At 65.8% G+C, this 23561-nt stretch carries 1 protein-coding gene (cut by a window edge); it reads right to left on the reverse strand.

Going from position 1 to position 23561, the window contains the following annotated elements:
- Nucleotides 1-23561 carry the 3' portion of an LEPR-XLL domain-containing protein gene (locus tag EBB56_RS00030; protein WP_124802246.1) on the reverse strand. It continues 5326 nt past the right edge of the window, so 23561 of the gene's 28887 nt are visible here — the last part of the coding sequence; its start codon lies beyond the right edge, outside the window — the gene reads right to left on this strand; it ends in the stop codon at nt 1-3.

Here is a 23561-nt window from a genome sequence, read left to right on the forward strand (position 1 = left end):
TCAAGACGTCTCCTCATCGTCATCCTTGCGCAGCCGACGCCATTGCTCGGCGGCCTGTTCACGTCGAAGCGTCTTGAGTCTATCGGTGTGCTCGGTAGACGACGACATGGCTCGCGCGATACCCCAGCCAGCGCCGGCCAGCGCCGCTGCCAGGCCACCCAAGGCCGAACTGCCCATGGCACCTTGCTGTTCAGCAGGGACGGACGCATCTGCTTCGCTCGACACCTTGGGCGATACCCCGGTCGACGCCGGTGAGCCTGCCGCCTGTGGCGACTGGTCCAGGGTTGCGTCATCGACCGACGGTGCCGCCTCGAGCGACTCACTACCCTCCGCAGCGTCTGGCGCCGTCAGCACGCTGCCGGCAGCCGGAGGAGCGGCGAACAGCGGCAAGCCGCTGATCATGCCACCGCGACTGTCATGGTGGGCCACCCAACTAGCGACAACACCACGTAGATCCTCGAGTCCTTGGCTCGGAGCCACCGCTGCCGGACGGTTGTTCGAGACCATCGCCTCGCTCAGGGCGAACTCGGTGCGATCCATCCAGCTCCAGGCGGCCAGGCGCCCGCCTGGCTCCTGCTCACGGTAGAGGTTCTGCTGCGCACCGCGCACCAGATCCAGCTTGCCCTGAGCCAGAGTCACGATGGACGTGACACGCTCGACCTCCGGCGTGCTCGTCGAACCGGCAGAGGCCACACTCAACCGTACTCGGCCATATTCGCCGATCAGGATGTCGAAGCCGTAGTCACCACCGAAGCCGTCGAAGCCGGCGCCGCCCATCGCCACATCGTGGCCCAGTCCGGTCAGGATGACGTCATCGCTACCTTCGAAGTTGTCGATGGTCTCGATGGTGATCAACCCTGGCACGCGAGTCACTCGAGCGAAATCGCCCATCAGAATATCGTTACCGGCACCGCCCTCGAGCGTGTCCTTGCCGCCGCCACCCAGCAGCACATCGCGATCGATGCCGCCAATCAGGTGATTGTCGCTGCGCAGGGCAATATTGCCGGTTTCCGCCAGGCGGTAACGGCCGGTGGTATCACTGAGAATGCGGCCGTCATCGGCGATGGCCACGGTCTCGCCGCCGGCGTTGACAAGGGTATCGGCGCCGACACCGCCAATCGCCTGATCCCGGCCCACTCCCAGCAGGATGACATCATCCCCACCGGTGCCCTGGCGCCGATCGAGGCTCTTCACCTCCTGGCGAACACCATCTTGTGCGGTGATCGACCCATTGTCCCCAATGACCACGTTGTCGCCGCCAAGGGCACTGATGCGTTCACCACCAAACCCGCCGATGATCCAGTCATCACCTTTGCCGGTAGTGATGGTATCTATCCCGCCGATGGCGAAATGAAGGGACGCAAAGGACGTCACCACGCCATTGGCGTCGAACAGTACCTCGGCGTGATCACCCGCTACCTTGTCAGCACCAGCGGCGGAGGTGATGACATCGTCGCCTTCGGCGCCGATCACCAGGTTGCCGCCGCTGCCGACACTGACGCTATCCGCCGCGCCGTGACCGTGCGCCAACGAACGCGCGCTCACCAGATGTCCCGCTGCGTTCCACTCCAGGCGACCGAGGTCGGCAAGCACCGTGCTGGTCTGATCACCCGTGGTGATGGCATCGCTGCCCGCACCACCGACGATCTCATTGCGACCGGCATTGACGCCGATGCGATCCTGTCCCGCCACCGCCGATGCGGTACTGGTCATCGTCCTCAACACCGAGGTGTCGTCCCACTGGAGTCGCCCATTGTCACCGATCAACTGGTGACGACTGGTGGCCGAGGCGGCGGTGATCGAAATCCGATCATCGCCAGCGCCGCCGATGGCCGTGACCGAACCGGCATTCACCTCGAGGGTGTCGTCGCCGCCGATGGCAGTCGCACTGGAGGCGGCGCTCAACAACACTCCGCTGGCACTCTGGCGCAGAGAACCGTTATCGCCAAACAGCAGGTGACGGGCGTCGACCGATGCTGCGCTGATCTCGATGGTGTCCGCACCGGCACCGCCCACAGCGGTGACCGAACCCGACTCGACAGCCACACGATCGGCGCCGCCGACGTTGGGCGTCAGACTATCGCCGTTGACCAGAACGCCGACGTCGCTCCAGCTCAGGGTGCCGCGATCCGCCAGCACCACATGGCGCGCCCCGTCGCCAGCCTTGACGATCTCGATCAGGTCACTGCCCACCCCACCGATGACCACGGAGTGGCCACCGCTCAAGCGAATGCTGTCGTCCCCGCCGCGGGTATTCAGCATAGCCGCCGTCTCGCTGGCGGCAGTATCGGACGCCAGGCGGGAGGTCGCAATGACCAGGACACCCGCAGGGTTCCACTCAAGCAGACCATGGTCACCGATCGCCACGCTGGCACTGCGCTCAGGCGAGGCGACAGTCACGCTGTCATTGCCACCGGTGCTGAGGCTGTCACTGCCTTCTCCGCCAATCAGGACGTTGCGACCATCACCACCGTCAAGACGATCCGCTGCCCCATTGGCGCTTGGCAGCGTGACCAGTTCACGCACCTGGGTGCCCACCACGTCCAGCCGGACGTAGTCGCCCACCAGCAGGTCATCACCGCTGCGACCGCCGCTGGTCAAGCTGCCACCGTAAAGCACGTCAGACCCGCCCCCCCCCAGCAGCAAGTCATTGCCCTCGCCGCCGAACAGTCGGTCGCCTCCGTCGTGGATACTGTCCTTGAGCACCAGCGTGGCACCACTGGACAGATCGTTCACCACCTTTAAGGTAACCTTGGCGTTGTCACCGATCAGCCAGTCGGAAGCGCCGCCTCCGCTCAGGACGTCGTTGCCACTGCCACCGATCAACAGGTTGTCGCCACCGCTGACGCTCAAGCTGTCATCGCCGCCCGACGCCATGTCGACGCCTTCCACCGCGAGCACCCGCTGACTATCGAGCAGTCGCAGGCCCGCCTCTCCGGGGCGAGCCTCCAGCTGGATCACGCCGTGGTCCCCCAGCAGGATGTCGTTGCCTCCCCCAGTACTCAGCACGTCATCACCGGCTGTGAGGCTATCTCCGGTCGGATGGGCAATCGCTGCGGCGCTGGCATGCACCGTCATCACCGTATCGGCCAGACTGAGGCGTCGGGAAACATCCACGTCGATGCCACCATCACCGTACAGATGGTTGTTACCGCCCTTTTCATCACTCAGACGGTCATCGCCGGATCCACCAAACAGCTGGTCATCACCGAGGCCGCCAATCAGCGTATCCGCGCCGGCACCACCCACCAGCACCACGCCACCGATGGCCTGACTGGCGTCCAGCAGGTTATCACCGGCCTCCAGGAACGGCTGAGCCAGCAGCGTCGGCCGGCCGCCGACGGCGCTGTAGCGCTCGCCACTGCGAGAGGTATCGCCGAACACCACCAGCGGCATCTGCCACTGATAGCCACCGCTCACCCGGATGTGGTCATCACCGCCGCCACCGTGGACCACACTGAGCGGCATTTCACGAATCACACGGCCACTGCTGGCACTCACCACTCCGTCGAGCACCAGCGCCCCGGCGCTGGTGATGTCGCGAATCAACAGACGCTGTTCGCCGACCAGTACGCTGTCACCAGCACGGAAGCCATCGGCGTACCAGCTGCCGGCACTACGATTCAGCTGGGAAACACCCGCCACCGTCTGTGCCTGCCAGTCGCCGTCGAAGGCCACCGGATCGGCATCGATGGCAAGCTGATCATTGCCTGCGCCCAGCAGCGCCTCGAAGACCTCGACACCGTGGAAATGAACCCCTCGCTCGGTATCGATGGTACCGCCCACACCGTTGTCCTGGGACAGCATGCCTTCACCCATGCCGAGCCCGCCGATCCGCTCGGCACCGATGACACCGGACAGGTCGGCCACGCTGGCATCCACGTGCAGCACCAGGCTGTCGCTATCCTCATGCGCGGTGCCGGAGGTCTCGGCGGCCAGCGCGCTGACACCTTCAGAAGGCAGCATCAGCGGCACAGACGGCACCGGCGTATCGGCGACAGTGCCCCCTTCGACGATCAGCGGTCCCTGAATGTCGGACAGACGCCGTTCGGTGACAAACTGCATGCCCGCCTCGACCGGAGCCCGATATCGGGTCTCCGCCACCACCTCGACGGCCACCTTGTCGGCCCAGTTGCTGGCGTCGAACACCACCGCAGGTGTGGTGACGGAGGTCAGCGTCAGGCTGTCACCGACCCAGCTTCCCAGGGTATCGTCGGACATCAGGTGCAGCCTTCCCTGGGCATCGATGTGGTTGATCCGCAGACGCCCGGCAATGCTCGATCCCGAGCCATCTTCCAGGCTCAGGTAGCGCCCGGTCTGGGCCCCCAGCGATGCCCAGTCGCCATCTTCCAGGACCAGAATCGCCCCGGCTCCCTGCGCAGCCAGCACCGTCACGCTGCGCTCACCGTCGAACAGGGTATCCAGCACGATGCGCCCACCCAGGGGGAACTCGGTCTGGCCATCGCTATTGAGATGGACCCTGACCTCAGCGCTCGGCGCCTTGGTCAGCCTCAGCGTGTAGCTGTCGCTGCCGCCCAGGGTCGAGACTCGGGTACCGCCATCCGACTGCTCCACCACCAGCCCAGCGCTGTCATCGTCGTGGACGCTGACGTCGACCTTGCTCGTGGCGCGCTCGGCAAACGAGCTGGCCTGCCCCAGATTGCTGGAGATATCGAAGCCCAGCTGGGCGTCGATCCGATCTTCGATGTCGGTGTTGCCGAGCGCCTCCAGCACCAGCGTCTGGGGCTTGTCCCAGTTGGAGGCATCGAAGCTCAGGGTGGCGCCGTGCTTTGCCACCAGACGATCGCCGAAGGCCGACAGATCCACGCTGACCGTGATCACCTCACCGGCCTGGGGCGCCACCGACAGGCGCACTTCGACGCTGCCGGACTGAGCCGACGCACCCTTGCCTTCGATCACCTGGAGTCGATCCTGGGCCGTGGACACCACCACATCTCCGCGCGTCGCATCGAATACCGTGATCTCGGTATCGGCGATGGGCTGATCCAGCAGCGAGGCCAACGCCTGGGGCAACGGAGACGACGAGGGCGTCTCGACCTGGGCCAGATAGCTGATCGCCACCTGTCGAGTCCCTTCGACCAGACCATCGGTCGGCGCCTTGACGAAGATCTGCTGGCGCGGTGACCAGCTGCCCCCGGTGAACACGAAGTCCACGGTGATCGCCTGGGTAAACTCGCCCAAAGCGTCGAGTGACAGAAGCAGCGTCTCGGCCGACGCCGCGCCCGCCGCGTGACGGTCCTGAGTCGACGCCATGCTGGCGGACAGTGTCAGCGTCACCCTGCTGCCCTCGGCGATACCGGAGATCGGCAGGTTCGTCGACAACCAGTAAGCGGCAGCGCCTCCGCCTTCCACCACCCGCGTCGCCCCACCGGGCTGCTCGACCAGGATGGCACCGTGCTCGGGGCTAGCCACCTGCACCGTCAGCGCCTCGGCCAGAAGATTTGCGTAGGCCTCGTCTGCAGACACGGTGCCATGGCCCACCAGGCTGCTGGCCCCCCTGGCGTCGATCGCCTTCACCTCGCCGCTGACGTCCCCCGCCACCTGGATCTGGTCACTGCCGAGACCACCGATGACCTCAGTCAGCACGCTTTCGCGGGTGCTCAGCACCTGAATTCGATCGTCTCCCGCTCCAGCCTCGACGCGCACACGCTCGAGATCGTCATGGGACAGATTGAGTCCAGCGCCGAACACGGCACCCGCGGTGATCACGAAGTTGTCGTCTGCGCTGCTGCCGAAGGCACTCAGACTGTCGTAACCGTCTTCGCCATCAATTGCCAGAGGCGCCTGGGTGGCGTAGACCTGATACTGATCGTTGCCCTGGCCCCCCAGCACGCTCATTGCCTGGCCGTTGCCTCGACTGACAAAGCCGTCGCCAGCCTGGGTCACCGCGATCTCGTCGCCCACGACGACGCCCGAGGCGTAGACGCCAGCGCTGGCCGTGCCTACAGGGTTCGGATGCTCGCCGTACTGCTGGCCAATCTCGAAGCGATCGTCGCCGCGACCTCCGTCCAGCGTCATCACGGTCGATGAGCCATCGACCACGAAGCGGTCGGCGCCGTCGTGGCCATTGATGGTCACCCGGGCATTGATGCTGGCCCCCACATCGATACGCTCCACGGCGCTGCCAGCCTCGGCCAGACGCGCAACGAAGTTGTCGCGGACCAGGAACAGATCCCCCGTGGTAGATGCACTCGACAGGGCACGAATCATGCTGCCGTCATAGTTGTCGTAGCCACGACCTTCGATGAACAGGGTGTCCGCTCCGGCATTGCTGGCACCGCTGTCGAGAACGCGAATGCGGTAGTCGCCCTGATCCGCCTGGCGCGTGACAATCCGGTGCTCGTCGCTGCCGGATCCACCATCCAGGGTCAACAGCGCCTGGCGATCATTGAGCTCCACCACGGTCAGACGGTCCTTGCCGCCGTCGCCGGCCACCAGCATGGCGCCCACCAGGGTATCGGCATGGATCAGCATGTCGTCGTTGCCGCTGCCACCCCGGAAGCTCATGTTGTTGGTCACCGCGATATCGCCGTGCACATGCAGAATATCGTTGTCGTCGCCCAGATCGACGGCGATTTCCCCTGCGCGATGCCGGCCATCGAAGAGCAGACGATCGTCTCCCGCCCGGGTCACCACCGTCAGGCTGTCGGCAAACTGCCATTGACCCAGGAAGGACACCAGATCGTCACCATCCCCGCTGTCTACCGACAAGGTGTCGGCTCGGTGATCGCCGTTGAAGGTAACAGTATCGGTACCGGCACCGGAGGTGACCTTGGCCGCTGCGGTGACGGTAAGGTCTTGGGTCACGTCCAGGGTGTTGGCACCCTCGCCCATGGCGAGGGAGAGCGAGCCGGCCTGGATGCTGGCGTCGAAGGTGAAGCGGTCATCGCCCTCTCTGGTCGTGACATCGAAGGCGTTGGTCACGCCCAGTGAGTTGTTGACGGACAGCACGTTATTCCCGGCGCCCAGCGCCAGGCTCAGCGAGTCCGCCTGATGGGTGCCGTTAAAGGTGACGCTGTCCACACCCGATCCGGCGGTGACTTCGGCCAGACCATCGACGGTAAGGTCTCGAGTCACGTCCAGGGTGTTGGCGCCATCGCCCATGGCGATGGAGAGCGAGCCGGCCTGGATGCTGGCGTCGAAGGTGATGCGGTCATCGCCACCCGTGGTTTCGACATCGAAGGCGTTGGTTACCGTCAGGTTGTCTTTTACGGACAGCACATTATCGCCGGCACCCAGCGACAGACTCAGCGAGTCCGCCTGGTGGGTGCCGTTAAAGGTAACGGTGTCGACGCCGGAGCCGGCGGTGACACTGGCCGCTGCGGTGACGGTGAGGTCTCGAGTCACGCCCAGGGTGTTGGCGCCCTCGCCCATGGAGATGGCGAGCGAGCCGGCCTGGATGCTGGCGTCGTAGGTGATGCGGTCATCGCCCTCTTCGGTCGTGACATCGAAGGCGTTGATCACGCCCAGTGAGTTGTTGACGGACAGCACGTTATCGCCGGCGCCCAGCGCCAGACTCAGCGAGCCTGCCTGATGGGTGCCGTTGAAGGTGACGCTGTCCACACCAGCGCCAGCGGTGACACTGCCCAGGCCGGTGACGGTGAGGTCCTCGGTCACGTCCAGGGTGTTGGCGCCGTCGCCCATGGCGATGGAGAGCGAGCCGGCCTGGACGCTGGCGTCGAAGGTCAGGGAGTCATCGCCCTCTTCGGTCGTCACATCGAAGGCGTTGGTCACGCCCAGTGAGTTGTTGACGCTCAGCACGTTATCGCCGGCGCCCAGCGACAGACTCAGCGAGCCCACCTGGTGGGTGCCGTTGAAGGTGACGATATCCACGCCAGAGCCGGCGGTGACACTGGCCGCTGCGGTGACGGTGAGGTCTCGAGTCACGTCCAGGGTGTTGGCACCCTCACCCATGGCGAGGGAGAGCGAGCCGGCCTGGACGCTGGCGTCGAAGGTCAGGGAGTCATCGCCCTCTTCGGTCGTCACATCGAAGGCGTTGGCCACGCCCAGTGAGTTGTTGACGGACAGCACGTTATTCCCGGCGCCCAGCGACAGACTCAGCGAGCCCGCCTGGTGGGTGCCGTTAAAGGTGACGCTGTCCACACCCGATCCGGCGGTGACACTCGCCGCTGCGGTGACGGTAAGGTCTCGAGTCACCTCCAGGGTGTTGGCGCCATCGCCCATGGCGATGGAGAGAGAACCTGCCTGGACGCTGGCGTCGAATGTGATGCGGTCATCGCCCTCTTCGGTCGTCACATCGAAGGCGTTGGTCACGCCCAGTGAGTTGTTGACGCTCAGCACGTTATTCCCGGCGCCCAGCGACAGACTCAGCGAGCCCGCCTGGTGGGTGCCGTTGAAGGTGACGGTGTCCACACCAGCGCCGGCGGTAACACTGGCCGCTGCGGTGACCGTCAAGTCTTCTGTCACGTCCAGGGTGTTGGCGCCCTCGCCCATGGCGATGGCGAGCGAGCCGGCCTGGATACTGGCGTCGAAGGTCAGGGAGTCATCGCCACCCGTGGTTTCGACATTAAAGGCGTTGGTTACCGTCAGGCTGTCTTTGACGCTCAGGACGTTATCGCCGGCGCCCAGCGCCAGGCTCAGCGAGCCCGCCTGGTGGCTACCGTTAAAGGTGACGCTGTCCACACCCGATCCGGCGGTGACACTGGCCGCTGCGGTGACGGTAAGGTCTCGAGTCACGTCCAGGGTGTTGGCGCCCTCGCCCATGGCGATGGCGAGAGAACCTGCCTTGACGCTGCCGTCGAGGGTGAAGCGGTCATCGCCCTCTCCGGTCGCCACATCAAAGGCGTTGGTTACCGTCAGGCTGTCTTTGACGCTCAGCACGTTATTCCCGGCGCCCAGCGCCAGACTCAGCGACCCCGCCTGATGGGTGCCGTTGAAGGTGACAGTATCCACACCCGATCCGACGGTGACACTGCCCAGGCCGGTGACGGTGAGGTCTTCGGTCACGCCCAGGGTGTTGGCACCCTCGCCCATGGCGATGGAGAGCGAGCCGGCCTGGATGCTGGCGTCGAAGGTGATGCGGTCGTCGCCACCAGTGGTTTCGACATCGAAGGCATTGGTGACGGTGAGTGTGTCGCTTACGCTCAGGACGTTATCGCCGGCGCCCAGCGACAGACTCAGCGAGCCGACCTGATGGGTGCCGTTGAAGGTAACGGTGTCGACGCCTGCGTTGCCGTCGATTCTCAGGCTCGCCGCCTCGACATTACCCTCGATAGTGACGCTATTGTCACCATCGCCGCCGGCAATGTTGAGTTGCTGGGTGATGTCCAGGCTACCCTGCTGGGTCAGCGCATCATCGCCGCCGCCCAGCGCCACGCTCATGCTGTCGGCTTTCAGGCTTGCACCCGCCGCGATCAGTACCGTCTGACGCTTGTCGCCCCCTTCCAGAGTGATATCACCGGCAACCGTCCAGTCGCCACGCAGTTCGACCTTGGCCTCCGGCGTATCACGGAAGGTGGGCTGGTCTTCATCTGGCGTGTCGACCTTCATCACCACATGGCGCGCGGCCTTCACGATGATGTCGTTGGCCTTGAACAGCAGATCGTCGCCCGCGGTCATCAGGATGTCGCGACCGGCATCCAGCGTCACCCCTGCCTCGATGTGCAGGTAGTCTTCGTTGTCATTGGCGTCAGAGGTGTTTTCCCTGGCCGTCAGCACGATATCGCCATCAGCCGAAACGATATCCTCGGTCACCGTGATCGGACTGTTGGCGGTGATCTCGATATCGCCGGTGGCCGTCAGTCCCAGACCATGGATGGTCAGATGTCCGGTGTTGTTGAGGTAGACCTTGCCGTCGCGGGACTGGCCTTCCAGGGTACCGATACGGGAGGTCAGCACCTTGCTCTTGGTGCCCACGTCCTTGACCGCGATCAGACGTACCCCGGCGGTCAACAGGTTGAACGTCTCGTTGGCACCCAGGGCGCTGTAGATGGCGCCCTGCGAGAACACGAACGCCAGCGCATCGGTGGAGCCCGCCGGCCCCGCCTGCACGGTTCCCAGCCGCAGATCACCCTTCACCTCGCGCACGAACACGGAATCGGCGCTATCGATATCGACGCGCCCCGCGGTGTCATCGGTGACCAGCGCCAGCAGGCGGTCGGCGGCGCCGACTCCGCCGAAGCCGGTCTCGAGCTGCAGCGTTTTCGCCTCGATGTCGCCGCGGAGTTCATCGGCATGGGTCGCGATGATGGAGTTGAGCGCGCTGAGTTCGACCCGCTCTCCCCCCTTGATATGGCCGACCCTGAGATTGCCATCCACCGCCGCCAGGTAGACGTCTTCGCCGGCATCGACGGTGACGACACCATCGCCGCGCGTGGCCAGCTCGATGGCGTTGGTCGCCTGGCCCACGCTGTCGCCCGCGATCAGGGTGATATTGTTGGCCAACACCTTGAGCAGGTCATGGTTCAGCCCGTCGATGATGCTGCCCGCGGCCTTCAGCCACAGGTCGCCGCGCTCGGTGAACAGGGTCGAGATCGCCAGATCCCCCTCGATCTCGTGCAGCGAGATATCGCCCTGAGCGCGTGCGGTCAGGGTGGCGGCATCGGTCAGGGCCAGCTTGAGCGGTGCACTGGCGCCGGAACCGATCTGCCCGCTGGCCGCTTCCAGCACCAGATCCGAGGTGCGTATGACCAGGTCGGCACCGGAGGACGTGGCCGCCAGGATCGATCCGGACACCTTGACCCTGGCGTCCTGTCCGGCCACCAGCTTGGCCAGGCGAATATCGGTCTCCGACACCACGTAGGCCGAGTTGGCGGCGGTGATAAAGGTATCGCCTGCGTTTTCGATGGCGAAGTCATCGATCAGGTTGATCGAGATGTAGCGAATCAACTGCTCACCGCTACTGACCTGGGTCTGGGGGTCCAGCAACACCGTTGCCAGCTCCACCTGGGCACCAAGCTCGCCGACCACCTCCAGCGCGGTGGACAGCTCCAGCGTGCCGCCGCTTATCGCGGTCACGGTGTAGTAGCGTCCATTCTCAGTCACATTGAGCGACTTGCCGGCAAGATCGACGGCCTCGCCCACCTTGAACACGCTGGTATCCCAGCTCTGCCCGTCGGTGCGCACCAGCTTGACCGTGGTCACGCCCTGGTCGCGCTGGATATCAAGGAAGTCCACCACGGCGCTATGTGGCGCCTGCTTGAGGTAGGTGACATCGGCCCGTTCGGCGGCGGACAGCAGTACCCGCTGCTCGTCGGAGAGCCCGGTCAGCCCACCTGACATGTCGAGCAGCTCGCGTCCGCGGGCCACACCGACACTGTCGCCGGCGATCAGGGTGATATCGCCCCCGGCAATCACGTTGGGTTCCTGAATCTCGGTGCGAGTATCGGTGGTTTCCTGCAACAGGCCCGCGCCGATCAGCGACAGCAGCTCCTGCTCGGTCCACACCTTGATGCTGCCGCGCACCTGCTCCTTCTCTGCCGCGCTCAGGGTCACCCTGTAGCTTGCGTCCTGGTACTCGGTCGCACTGCCGTAGACGTCATGCAGCTCGTGGTAGATATCGGTGCGATCGGACTCGATGCCCGTGAGGCGAGCCTCGATCTGGGCGTCGTCGAGACCCTGGTCGGCGAAACGCTGACGATAGGCGTCACGCTCCGCCTGGGACAGCCTGATCACCTGATCGCTGGCGTAGGACGCCACACGACGGTAGGTCAAGGTGTTGCCCTGGGCCACGCCAGCCCCGGAGGCCAGGATCAACCCTTCTGCGCTGAGGTCGTTCAGACTGTCGATGGTGAAGTAGCTGCCATCGGCCCGATAGAAACGATGCGCGACCCGGGCATCACCGGCGGCGATGTCCGGCGCGCTGAGGCGCAGCTCGTCACGTACTTCCAGGGTGCCGCCGCTACCATCGCTGATCTGACGCACAAGACCGAGCAGGATGGCCCCGCTGTCGACGCTGAGCACACTGTAGCTGGTGCCATCGGCCAAGCCGCCGATCCAGTCATCGGAGGTTGCCTGGCGGTAGTTCCAGTAGGTGTTGTACTCCTGGGTCTTGCGGGTTGCCAGGTCGTCCTGGGCGTCCTGAATCTTCTGCTCGGCGGCGCTGCCGACCAGATTGAGCTGTGACCAGACGCCGTCACGCAATTGCTCGACCGTACGCTCATCGACCGTGGCGGCGTCATTGCGGTCGAGCAGATTCCCCGCGGCACGCACCCAGACGTCGCCCAGGCGGCTTTCGACCCGTTCGATCCCCAGGTCCCCGCTGAGCTGATCGATGGCAATATCGCCACCGGCCACGGCATTGAGGCGGCCATCGGCGTGCTGGGCCAGGGTCAGGGGGGCGGCCAAGGAGCCGATCGCATCGCCGGCCGCCAGACTCAGGTTGTTGCCCTTGACGTGGACACCGCCAAGGGCACTGCCCGCCTTGAGCGAGCCCTCGGCAGACAGGCTGACGTCGCCCCAGCCGCTGTGGGCGCGCAGCACGATCAGGTCAGCATTTTCGTGCGCCAGATTCAGCGGACCACGCTCGGTCACGGCGTCCACCGTCATGGTCATCGCCGCAGCGCCGCCAGCGCCCTCGATGGACAGGAGCTTCAACGCCGAACCATCACCGATACCGTCCGCTGCGCGCAATACCACGCTGGCGCCGGAGACCCGCACATCACGGGTCGGGTCATTGTAGTGAAGAATCTGGCCATCGCTGTCGATGCGTGTCTCGCCGTTGTAGTTGGCCAGATCCCCGAGCACCACCACGTCGCCCACCGAATCGATATTGATCGAACCCGTAGCCTGGCCGAAGAAGCTGATGTTCACCGAATTGTTGGCGGCCACCGAGTGGGTGTGCAGGATCTGACTCGACTGTTCCTGGACGAACTTGGCGTAGTGGGTCTTCTTGCCATACCAGGTGCTGGTCGACCACTTGTCGACGAGCTGCGGATCAGTCCACTCGCTGGCGTTGACCTCGCTCTTGTTGTACTGATAACCGGTCTCGCTGCTGGTATAGAAGTAGGACAGCGAATCCTGCAGGCGCCCGGGCGATATCTCGGATTCGCCCCAGTTCAGGGTATCCGGGTCGGCGGCAAAGGCGTCGATTCCCGCCCAGGCGCTGGAGGCGGTCTGAGCATAACGCCGCTTGGAGCTGTCCTGGACCACGCTGAAGCCGTAGCGCACATCACTGTCCGGCGTATAGGTGTAGGTCTTGCCAGGATCGGCGAAGTCGTAGCGATACTCGGTCACCAGCGGATTGGCACTGGAGCCCTTGTACTTGTCGGCGATCCGTAGATAGCCCTCGCCATGACGGCTGACGTCGAGATCCCCCACCGCCAGGGTGTAGGAAGTGTTGTTGGTGATATTGATCGCACCATAGCCCCCCAGCACCTCAAGCTTGCCGTTGCCGGTATTGGCGATGTGACCGGTGATATCCAGCTTGCCGCCGCTGATGGCAAGGCCGGTGACCTCTATCTGGCGAGTATGGCCATTGAAGATCACCAGGGCGTCGCCGGAGGACGCCGACAGCGTCAGGTTACCGCTGGAGCCGCTGCGGATGTGGTCGGCGATACGCTGGGCATCGGCGGCGCCGATGGTCAGATCGTAGCCGTCGACGCCGGCACGAATATAGCCGTTGAGGTTGACGTATTCGGCATCGATGACGATGCTGCGCGCCTCCACTTGTGGGCTCGCGCTCGCGCTGTTGGCGATCGCGGATAGCGCATCGGCGTCCAGCGCCCCTGCGCCATCGTCGCCATCGGCTCGCACCGCGGCGGCATCCGCATTACCCCCAGGGTTGAACTGTGACAGCCCCTTGATCGTCAGCTCGCCCGGCGAGCTCAACAGGATACTTTCAGCGCGCATCTCGTTTTCCACCGAGATGGATCCCTTGGCGTAGCCGATCAGCTCGCCGGAAATATTGCGGGTCAGCCCGCCGAACACCAGGCTCGAGGGCGGAGCGGTGTCAAAGATTCGTCGGTCATAGAGCGACTCCGCGTCGCTGTAGCCAAGCGCCCCCATCAGCACGTCGCGGATCTTCTTCTGGTTGGCGTCGTTTTCATCGAAGGCAACACCGTAGCTGTTGACCACGGTGATGCGCGGCTGGCCATTCTGGGCGCCAGGGTCCCCCTCCACCGTCAAGCCGGCGCTCTCGCTCGCGTTGATGGCGTCGATCTCGGCGCTGGAAGCCACCTGGGTCAGGTTCAGGTAGAGCCCCCCGGTAACCTGGGGAATCTCGATATCGCCCAGCACCATGCGCGAGGGCGCCTTGTTGAGGATGGTGATGCTGGCGTCGGTGGGCGCCTCGACATGGCCGCCGCCGCTCAAGTCGTCGGCGTAGACGTAGACCGCCCCCGCCTGGGCCCAGACGTCATCCAGGGTGATGGTCAATTCGTCCACCCGACTGACGATCAGCTGGCCATTGACCTTCTCGCCATAGCCTTCATCGACCAGGGCCTGCTCGAGGCGCGCGATCTCGCCCTGGTAGAAGTCGACCAACCGGGTATTGCCGGAGTTGCGATAGACGTTGTATGCCTCGCGAATGCGTTGAAGCTCATCGACCAGTCCGCTCTGACCCGGAGTGACGCTCACCGCGAAACCAATATCGTCATGGCCGGTTTCGGCCACGATATAGTTGCCACTATTGGCCACCTTGGCCGCTAGCTGGTCCTCGAGGGCTGCCATTTCGGCTTCTTTCTGGGTGCGCTCGGCGGGGGTCAGGCTGGTGCTGTTGAGCGCTTCTGCGAGGGCATTGATGCGCGAATTGAGATCCGCGATGTCTTGCCGCTCCTGCGTTACGTCGATCACCCCGAGCACCAGCGTCTTGTGGCGCCCCAGGCCGGTTTCCACCCGGCCGTCGATAATCACGTCGGCGTCGGCGTCGGTCTCGACATCGCCGTCAACCAGCTGAGCCCCGCCGCTGCCGAGGGCGGCGTCGATGGCACTGCCCACCGCCGACAGCCAGTTGACGCCCTTGGCCCGCGCCTCCATGTCGCTGAAGCCAAAGCGCTCGGTAAACAGCAGGATATCCCTCGCTCCGATGACCTCGGCCCCGCTTGCCACCTCGATGCGGTTGGTCTGGTCCATCTTGGCCAGGGCGTTGAGGTCATCGATCGGAATGATGCTGCCGGCAAAGCTGTCGAGCACCGCGCTGACCGCGTAGCGATCACGCTCGCCCTGGGCACTGCCACCGGCCACGATATCGATATTGCCAAGCGCGGACACCTTGGCACCACCGCGCACGGTGACCCTGTTGTCCGGAGTCACCACCACCTTGGCGCTGCCCACCCCGACGGTGGCCGCGCCATAGGTATCCATCAGCAGTGTCGCTGCCAGGTCGCCGCCGCCACGGGCCGACATCAGCAGTTCGCCCTGGCTGACCAGCTCGGCGTTGCTCTTGATCTCAACGCTGGCGGCCAGATTGGTGGTCAGGATGTCCACCGTGATACCGGCGCCGGAGGCCAGGCCGCCGGCGGTCAGGTTGACCTTCTCCTTGAACACCACCTGGTTCTTCGCCGCCAGGCGCAGATCACCGTCACTGGTGTGAAGGTAGGCATCTTCGCCGACCACCACTCGGGTATTCAGATCGAGACGGGCGACGCTGGAGGCGCCGGCGCCGGCCACCGCACCACCGGCCACCCCGCGGATATTGCCGTCGTCGGTGCCTGCCAGACGCTGCTTGTCCAGTCGGGTATCGCTGAATACGTCAATCGCCGCAGCCTTGAGAAGCGCCTTGTCACCGACCTCGGCCAGGGTATTGGCGGTAATCCAGTAGCGCGACTCGGCGCCGCTGCCGGCGAACACGCCCCCGGAGACACTCATGATGCGGGCGTCGACGTCGAAGCTCTGATCGGCGTGTACGGTCAGCAGGCCGCTGTTGCCGGCAGCCTTCACCAGCAGCAGTTCGGCGGCGCCGATCAGCGCCTCGGTGGTGGCATGCTGGGTGACGTGGGTGGCGGCGCCGGCGCCGGCGGCCACACCGCCACTGCCGGCCAGGGCATCGAGGGTCGCTTCCAGCTGCCCGTTCGCACGGACGCTGGCGTCTCCGGCGAGGACGCCATTGCCGCTGCCGATGCGTGCGCGACTGACGGTGCGCTGTTCGACGGTAACCTTGGCGGCACCCGCCGCCACCAGCCCGCCGACGATACTGCTGGACTTGCCAGACAGCCGCGAGTTCAGGTCGCTGGTGACGTCCAGCCGCCCGGCGATGGCAAGATTGGTGCTCTCGCGCAGGCTACCGCTGCCGTCCTCCAGGGAGGTGTCGGCGATCTCTGCCACCACCTCGGTGCTGTCCTTGAGCGTCACCAGGGTCGCATCGACGCCCAACAGCGCCCCCCCGGCGGAACCCAGGGCTTCACCCGTCAGGCTGTTGCCGCCCGCCAGGGTATTCAGGGACGCAGCAACGTCCATGGACCCGGCGGTGATGCGGATATCATGGGCCGCGCTGGAGCCAGGCGTGCCGACCCGCGCCAGCACCTTGGCCTTGAGCTCTCCTTCGACCACCGAAACGCCGATGCCGACGCCCGCCGCCACCGATACCCCCAGGGTCTTGATCTGTACCGCAGGCGTCAGGCTGGCATTGATGCTCAGGGCGTCAGACAACGAGATCCGCGCGCCGTCACCGATCCACGCCTGCACCTCCTGGGACAGGGTCACCAGGGCCACGTTGGCGCTGCCACCGGCCATCCCGGCGGCCACCGCCACCACCTCCAGCGCGACCCGATCGATACTCGTGGCCGAGACGTTCAGCGAACCGACACTCTGATTCTCGCCCACCCTGGTATACTCGCCGACCCAGGCCCTTGTCGCACCGCTGATCTCCACGGTGCCCACCGACACGCCTGCGGCCACCAGGCCGATGGCCCCACCTGCAGCCCTCAGTGAATAGTCGCGATCGGCGCTGGCCACAATATCGACGCGATCCGCCGCCTTGATCAGGGTGCCGCCAGCGGCGCTCGTAGCGCCTTCCAGCGAGGCAAGCTGCTGGGTGCGATCCAGCAGGATGGCCACCTGGCCACCCACCGCGATGCTGGGTGCCGCCGAACCGCCATAGGCGCTGATCGACACGTCACCGTCGTAGTCGCTCGCCACCTTGATGGCGTCCGCCGCATCCAGGGTCGAGCCATGGCCCACCTGGGCGGTCACCGCCCCGTTGAGCTCGACCACCCCCACCGACAGGCCGACACTGGCAACACCGCTGACCGCACCGGAGCCGGTCAGGGTCTGCACCTTGAGGGCTTCGCTGGCCTTGACGCTGACGTCCCCGCCGGCGGTGATTGTCACGCCACGTCCCAGGGTCGCGGCGGTGTCACCTACCTTCAGAGGCGACTTGACGTCGAACAGGGTATCCCCCGAGAGACCAGCGGTCAGAGTGCTCAAGGCGCTGTTGGTCGAGGTGCGGTTGGCCTTGTTGTGGTTGCCGGCATCGTCGGGACGATCGAAGTCACCGTCGAACGCCGCCTGCTCGTCGCTGTCCAGCGGCGTATCGGTGCCGGAATCAGAATCTTCGGCCTCGGCCTTCATGGCGAACTCGCCGCTCTGGAAGCCGGCGAAGGTATCGCTCACCAGGTCTTGCAGGTCCTCGACCCGCTCGAAGCTCTCCTCACTCAGCCCCTTGCCCAGACTGATCACCGAGATGGCGCCACTCAGGCTCAAAGAGCCGGAGCCAGCAAAGGCGATCACCGTGGAGTTGAGGGTACGCGACAGCCTGGCCTCGGCGGTCACATCGCCCCCCGCGATGATCTGCGCACCATCCGCCACACTGACACGGGTCTGCTCGCGCAGCACCATGACGTCCACCGAGGCACCGAAGCCCGCCGCGCCGACGGCGGCAGCGCCGACCCCCTGCAGATAGCCGGCCGGGCCACTGCGCTCATTGACCAGGGTGGTGGTGGATGCTTCAAGCAGCACGTCATTGCCGGCGTTCAGCTCGCTATCGCCGGACACCAGCACCTGCGTCACCGCATCCGCCGTCATCACCGATACCGCGCCGGCTACACCGACCGCACCGCCACCGGCGGTGGCTACGGTGATCCCCAGATCCAGGCGCTGGCTTGCCGACACCGCGATATCATTGCTGGCAGTCACTATTGCCTTGTCCAGCGACACTCGTGCCTCGGGGTTGAGCAACCCCAGCGCCAGCGAGGCGCCAAAGCCGACGGAGCCACCGGCCACCGCACCGACGATAAAGCGGCCGTCCACGTCGTTGTCGGCACGTACCGCCACGTTGGTGCCGGCGACCTCCACGTCCTTGAGATAGGCCAGGGTCTCAAGCGACAGATCGACCACGCTGGCCGATCCCGCACCGGCGACGCCGTTGAGGCCCACCGCCGCCCCCATCACCGTGGACAGGAAGCTCACGTCGGCGCGGGCCTCCACCGCCACGTCGCCGCCAGCCTTGACCATCAGGCCGTCGCTTTCAGCCGAATGGTCGAAGCCGTCACCGCTGATGAAGGCCTCGGTCTTGTGCTGGAAAAGGGTGACATCGACACCAGCGGCGCCGGAGCTGCCTCCACTGACCGCCGCCGCGCCACCGCCACTGTCGGCGTCGCCACGATGCAAGGCCCGCACCACCACGTCCGCGGTGCTGTCGATGCGCGCCTTGTCGATGTAGGCGCGGGTCGCGCCGGTGACACCATCCACCACCACATTGGCCGCCAAGGCATTGCCGGCGGCGCCCGCCGCGGTCACCGCCACGCTGGTGAAGGACACCTCACTGGTGGCCAGCACCACCACACCCTTGTGGCTGTCTGTCGTCCAGCCATTGTTCCAGTCATCGCGCACCGATACGGCCGCACCGCCGGCGCCGGCGCTGACGCGCGCTCCACCACCAATCCAGGCTTCGGAGGTGCTGCCCAGCAGGTCGACCCCGACACCACCGCCCAGCGCCACCGCACCCACGCTGACGGTGCCCAGGGTAATAGTGCTGACGTCCTTGCTGTCGCTGACCACGCTGACGTTGCCGGCGGCATCGACGCTGCCGCCGTCGATGCGCGCGACGCTGGTGTTGTTGATCAACGAGCTGCCGGCGTTGCCGGCACCTGCGCCGAAGGTGCCATAGCTGACACCGGCTATCACGATCAGGTTGGTGGAGCGCGAGCGGGCATCAATGGCGATATCGCCGCCGCTCGAGTCGAGCGTGGCGCCCTGGCTACCGGCCAGGATGCTGTTGTCGATGTCCAGATAGGCCACCGAAAGACCGGCCGCACCACCCTTGACCGCCACGTTGACCTGGGCACTGGCCGCCGAGATCGCGCTGGTGTCGCTGGCGCTTACCGCGATGCCGCCGGCGCCACTCACCTCGGTGGCGCTGTCGCGAATATCGGCGACCACGTCCTTGCGGGTGAAATTGAGCGAGGTGGTACCGCTGAGTGCGGCGAAACCGGCCACGGCACCACCCAGGGAGTAGGCGCTGATGCTCGAGGATGAGACCGCTGAAAGGCTGACCTTGCCGTCGCTGGACGCCACGCTGGCGCCGCCCTTGATCAGCGCGTGGATACGGTTGGCGCTGTCGCTGGTGGGGTCGTCCGGATCACCGCCGATATAGTTGTAGGCCAGGTAACCGGCCAGGGCGAAGGCCCCGGCACCGGACCCCGCCACGGTAAAGGCATTGAGGCCGAGATCATCGCTGGCCGACAGGGCAATGTCTCCCGTCGCCGAGACCGTGGCCTGGTCGATCACCGCCGTGACGCTGCCGCGCAGCCAGTTGAGCGACAGCGCCCCGGCCACCGCCACCTTGCCGGCACCGGCACCGGCCAGCGCAAAGCTCCACACCTGGTCGCCCTGCCCAGGCGTCGCCGGGCGATTCTCGTCTGAGTCTTCTGGCGGTATCAGGCTGTCATCGACCTTGACCGAAGGCACATCGGTGATCCGAATCAGCTCGGCCTTGACGTCGACGCGCCCACCCGCCGTTACCTCGGTGCTCGCCCCGAGGATGCTCGCGCTCACCGCCGACGCCATGTCGTTGGTCGCCGAGGCGCCGGCAAGACCGACGGAGCCGGCACCAGCCGCCGCGCCGGCCACGTTGATCATGATCGGCGCCACCGAGGCATGCACGCTGACGTCACCGGCGCTGGCCCTGACCACGGCGCCATTGCCAATCGATGCCAGTACATCATTCTGCATGAAGTTGATGCCGATGGAGCCGGCCAGGGCCACCGCCCCGGCGCCCGCACCGCCGGCGGTAATGTTGAGCATGCTGGCTTCGGAACGGGCGTCCACCAGCACGTCGCCACTGGTGGCGGTCACACTGGAGGCATCGATCAAGGCGGCGATCTGGCCCACGCTGTAGCCGTGGTCGCTGCGCTCGCCCTGGAGAATGAAGGCGTCTTCGCTGGCGTCGACGTTCTGGTCGCTGGTGTTGTCGACGGTGCGCGAGGGATCGCTGGGGTCGCCTCCCAGATAGTTGAAGGCGATCGCCGCGCCCCCCGCCGCATTGCCGGCACCAGCGGCGCCGAAGGAGAAGTTGACCAGGCCCTTCTTGTCCTGGGCCAGCACGCTGACACTATCGGCGGCGGTGATACTGGCGCCGCCCGAGACTTCGGCCAGCACGCTGGAGCGCAGCCAGTTGAGCCCCACCGCAGCGGAGCCGGCCACGCTGCCGGCGCCCGCACCGGCGATGGTCAGGTTGATCACCCCGGCGGTCCAGTCCATGTTGGACATGTCCCGGGCGGCAATATCCGATGATCCCGTGCTCGGATTGGTCTCGGTGCCCTGGGTCGCCGGGTCCACCTCAAGTCCCAGTGCCGACAATTCCAGCGCGGCGCGACCGCTGCGCTCGGCCAGGCCCGCCCAGACGGCTACGTCACCACCGGCGATCAAGGTGGCCCCCGTCACCCGGGCCACAATGGCGTTGTCGACCTGAACGGTGCCGCTGCTGACCCCGCCGGCCACGGTGCCGGCGCCCGCGGCGCCGATGGCCACGACCACCACCTGGGCACTGTCGGTGGCCTGGATGCGAATATCACCGGTACTGCTTTCGACGCGACCGCCGTCGATCAGCGCCTCCACCTTGCCCTTGATCAGATTGACGCTGACGGCACCGGCGAGGCCCACCTTGCCGGCCCCGGCGCCTCCAAGGGCGACTGACACCACCAGGCTGCTGGCCTCGGCGTCCACCACCACATCGCCACCAGCTGTAACGGTGGAGTTCTGGATCAGCGCCTGGCTGTCGTTGTCGATCAGATTGACCGAGACGCTGCCGGCCAGGGCCACCTTGCCGGCACCGGCTCCTGCACCGCTGATCGCCACCAGCTCGGCGCGATCGCGGGTGGCCACCAGCACCTGGCCCACCGTCGAGACGTTGGCGTTGCTGATTGAACTGCGCAGGGTATTGGCGATCTGGTTGACCGAGACGCTGCCTGACCCGGCGAACTTGGTGCTGGCACCGATCCCCAGGGTCAGCGAGCGCACCAGACCGGTGTTGGCCGCTACCACCGACACCGCGCCGGCGTTGGCGATGACGCCGCCGCTGATCAGGGCCTGGGTCTGATTGGACAGGCTGTTGACCGACACCCCGGCGCCAAAGCCGGCGGTGCCGCCGACACCGACGGCGCCGGCCAGCGTCCAGACACTGCTGTTGTCCTCGGCGTTGATCTCCACTTTCGGCGCCGGCGCAAGGGCGTCACTGCCCTTGTCCAGAAAGCTGTCGACCACACGTGCCTGGGTGGCATTGTCGATCAGGTTGACCGCGGCGGTCCCCGCAAGGCCAACCCCCTTGGGCCCGGTACCGATACCGGCCGAGCCGGCAAGGCTGATGACCAGCGTATCGCTGAGCGCCTTGACCGAGAGTCCACCAATCACCAGCGACTCGCTGGCACTGCCCAGCGCTTCGACGTGGGCGTCGACGTCGTGGCTGATATCGGCAAAGGCCGCCGCCCCCCCGACACCCGCCTTGCCGCCGCCAGCCACTGCGCCGGCGATCAGTACCGTGTTGGCGGCGTCACGCGCCACCACACTGACATCCCCGAGATCGCCGGACTGGATATTCAAAAGCCCCGCATCGACGGTGCGATCGGAGGTCAGCACACTGGCTGCGCCAGCCACACCAAAGCCCTTGGCGCCCGGGGCGACAGCGACACCGGCTGCAGCAACCACCGTCCAGCCCTCTCGCGCAGCGCTGAGTGCCAGGCCACCGGTGTCAAAGGAGGTGACGCGATCGATCCGCGCCCGGGTGATGCCGCTGTCGAAGGCCAGGGCGGCGGCCCCGGCCACCGCCACCTGGGTGCCACTGCTGCCCAGCGACAGCGCGGCGCCACCGGCCAGCATGCCAAGATGACTGCTGTCCTTGGCGGCCACCGACGTCTTGCCGGTGATCTTCAGCGTCTCGATCCCCTGGATCAGGGCTTCGGTACGATAGTCGGCGATATTCACCACCACCGAACCCGAGACACCGAGGCCGAAGCTACCCTTCTGGTCACCGCCGGACGAGGTGGAAGACGTGCCGCCGCTGCCGCCGGAAGACGCCTTGGCGGCACCGCCGAGCTTGCCACTCAACTCCTTGAGCACGCTGTCATAGTTGCTCTGGTTGTTGGGCCACTTGTTGGGGTCGTCCTTGGTGGCGCTGCCCCCAGCCGAACCACCACCAGCGCCCGAGCCGCTGGCGTCACCGGCCGAATCCAGCCCGCTGGTACCGCTGCTGCCCGCCTTGGCTCCGGCCAGGGCGAGGTTGGCTACCACCCCGCCGTTATTGGCCTCGACCAGCAGATCACCTCCTACGGTGATGCTGCCGCTGGCGCTGGCTGGCGTGGTCACACCACCGATCACCGCTCGGGTGTCGCGCTCCATCACCGAGACCACCGCCGACACACCGACGCCAGCGCTTTTGCCGGAGGCGACGCTGCCGCCGATACCAAAGGCGTAGGTGTCGTCGTTGGCGCCGACCCTGAGCGCCGGCCCACTGGCCCCGTCCACCGAGACGGCACCAATGTTCAGCGATACCCCGTCCTGAATCTGCGCCAGGGTGGTGTTGTCGACGATATTGGCCACTGAGGTGGCGTTGAAGGCGACCTTGTCGGCCTTGCCACCGGACACCGCCGCCCCGATCAGCAGGGTGTCGCTGTCGGCGCGCACGTCCAGACTGCTGGCGACCAGCGCCACACCTGTCTCGATGACCGCACGGGTATCCGCGCCGAGCAGATGCACGCCGATGGAAGCACCGATGGCGCTGCCGTCGGACTGGATGCCGGCGAACCCGGACTTGATGGTATCGATATCGCTCTTGAAGGCGTCACGCCAGGCCTCGGCGCTGGCCTCGTCGGCGCCGGCAAAGGTCGGCAAGCTGAGATTGCCGACCAGCGACAGCAGGTGGTTGTCGCTGCGAGCGATGACCTCGACCTGCTGCTCGTCGCTGGGTGTGACGCTGGCCACATCGGTGGCGCCCCCCAGATTGATCCGGGCACCCTCGCGGATGCGGGCCTCGCTGTCCTGATTGACCAGGAAGACGTTGGCGGCACCGGCGATGGCCAGCTTGCCCCCCTCGGCGGTGGCCACGGTCCAGCTGTCGAAGCTGCCGCTGATCCCCAGATTGCCGGTAGTAAAGGCGTTGAGCGCCTCGACGAATTCCTCGATACGGGTCTGCAACGGCGAGCTCAGGGCAG

It is taken from the genome of Halomonas sp. YLB-10, from assembly GCF_003856855.1.
Classification (GTDB): Bacteria; Pseudomonadota; Gammaproteobacteria; order Pseudomonadales; family Halomonadaceae; genus Halomonas; species Halomonas litopenaei.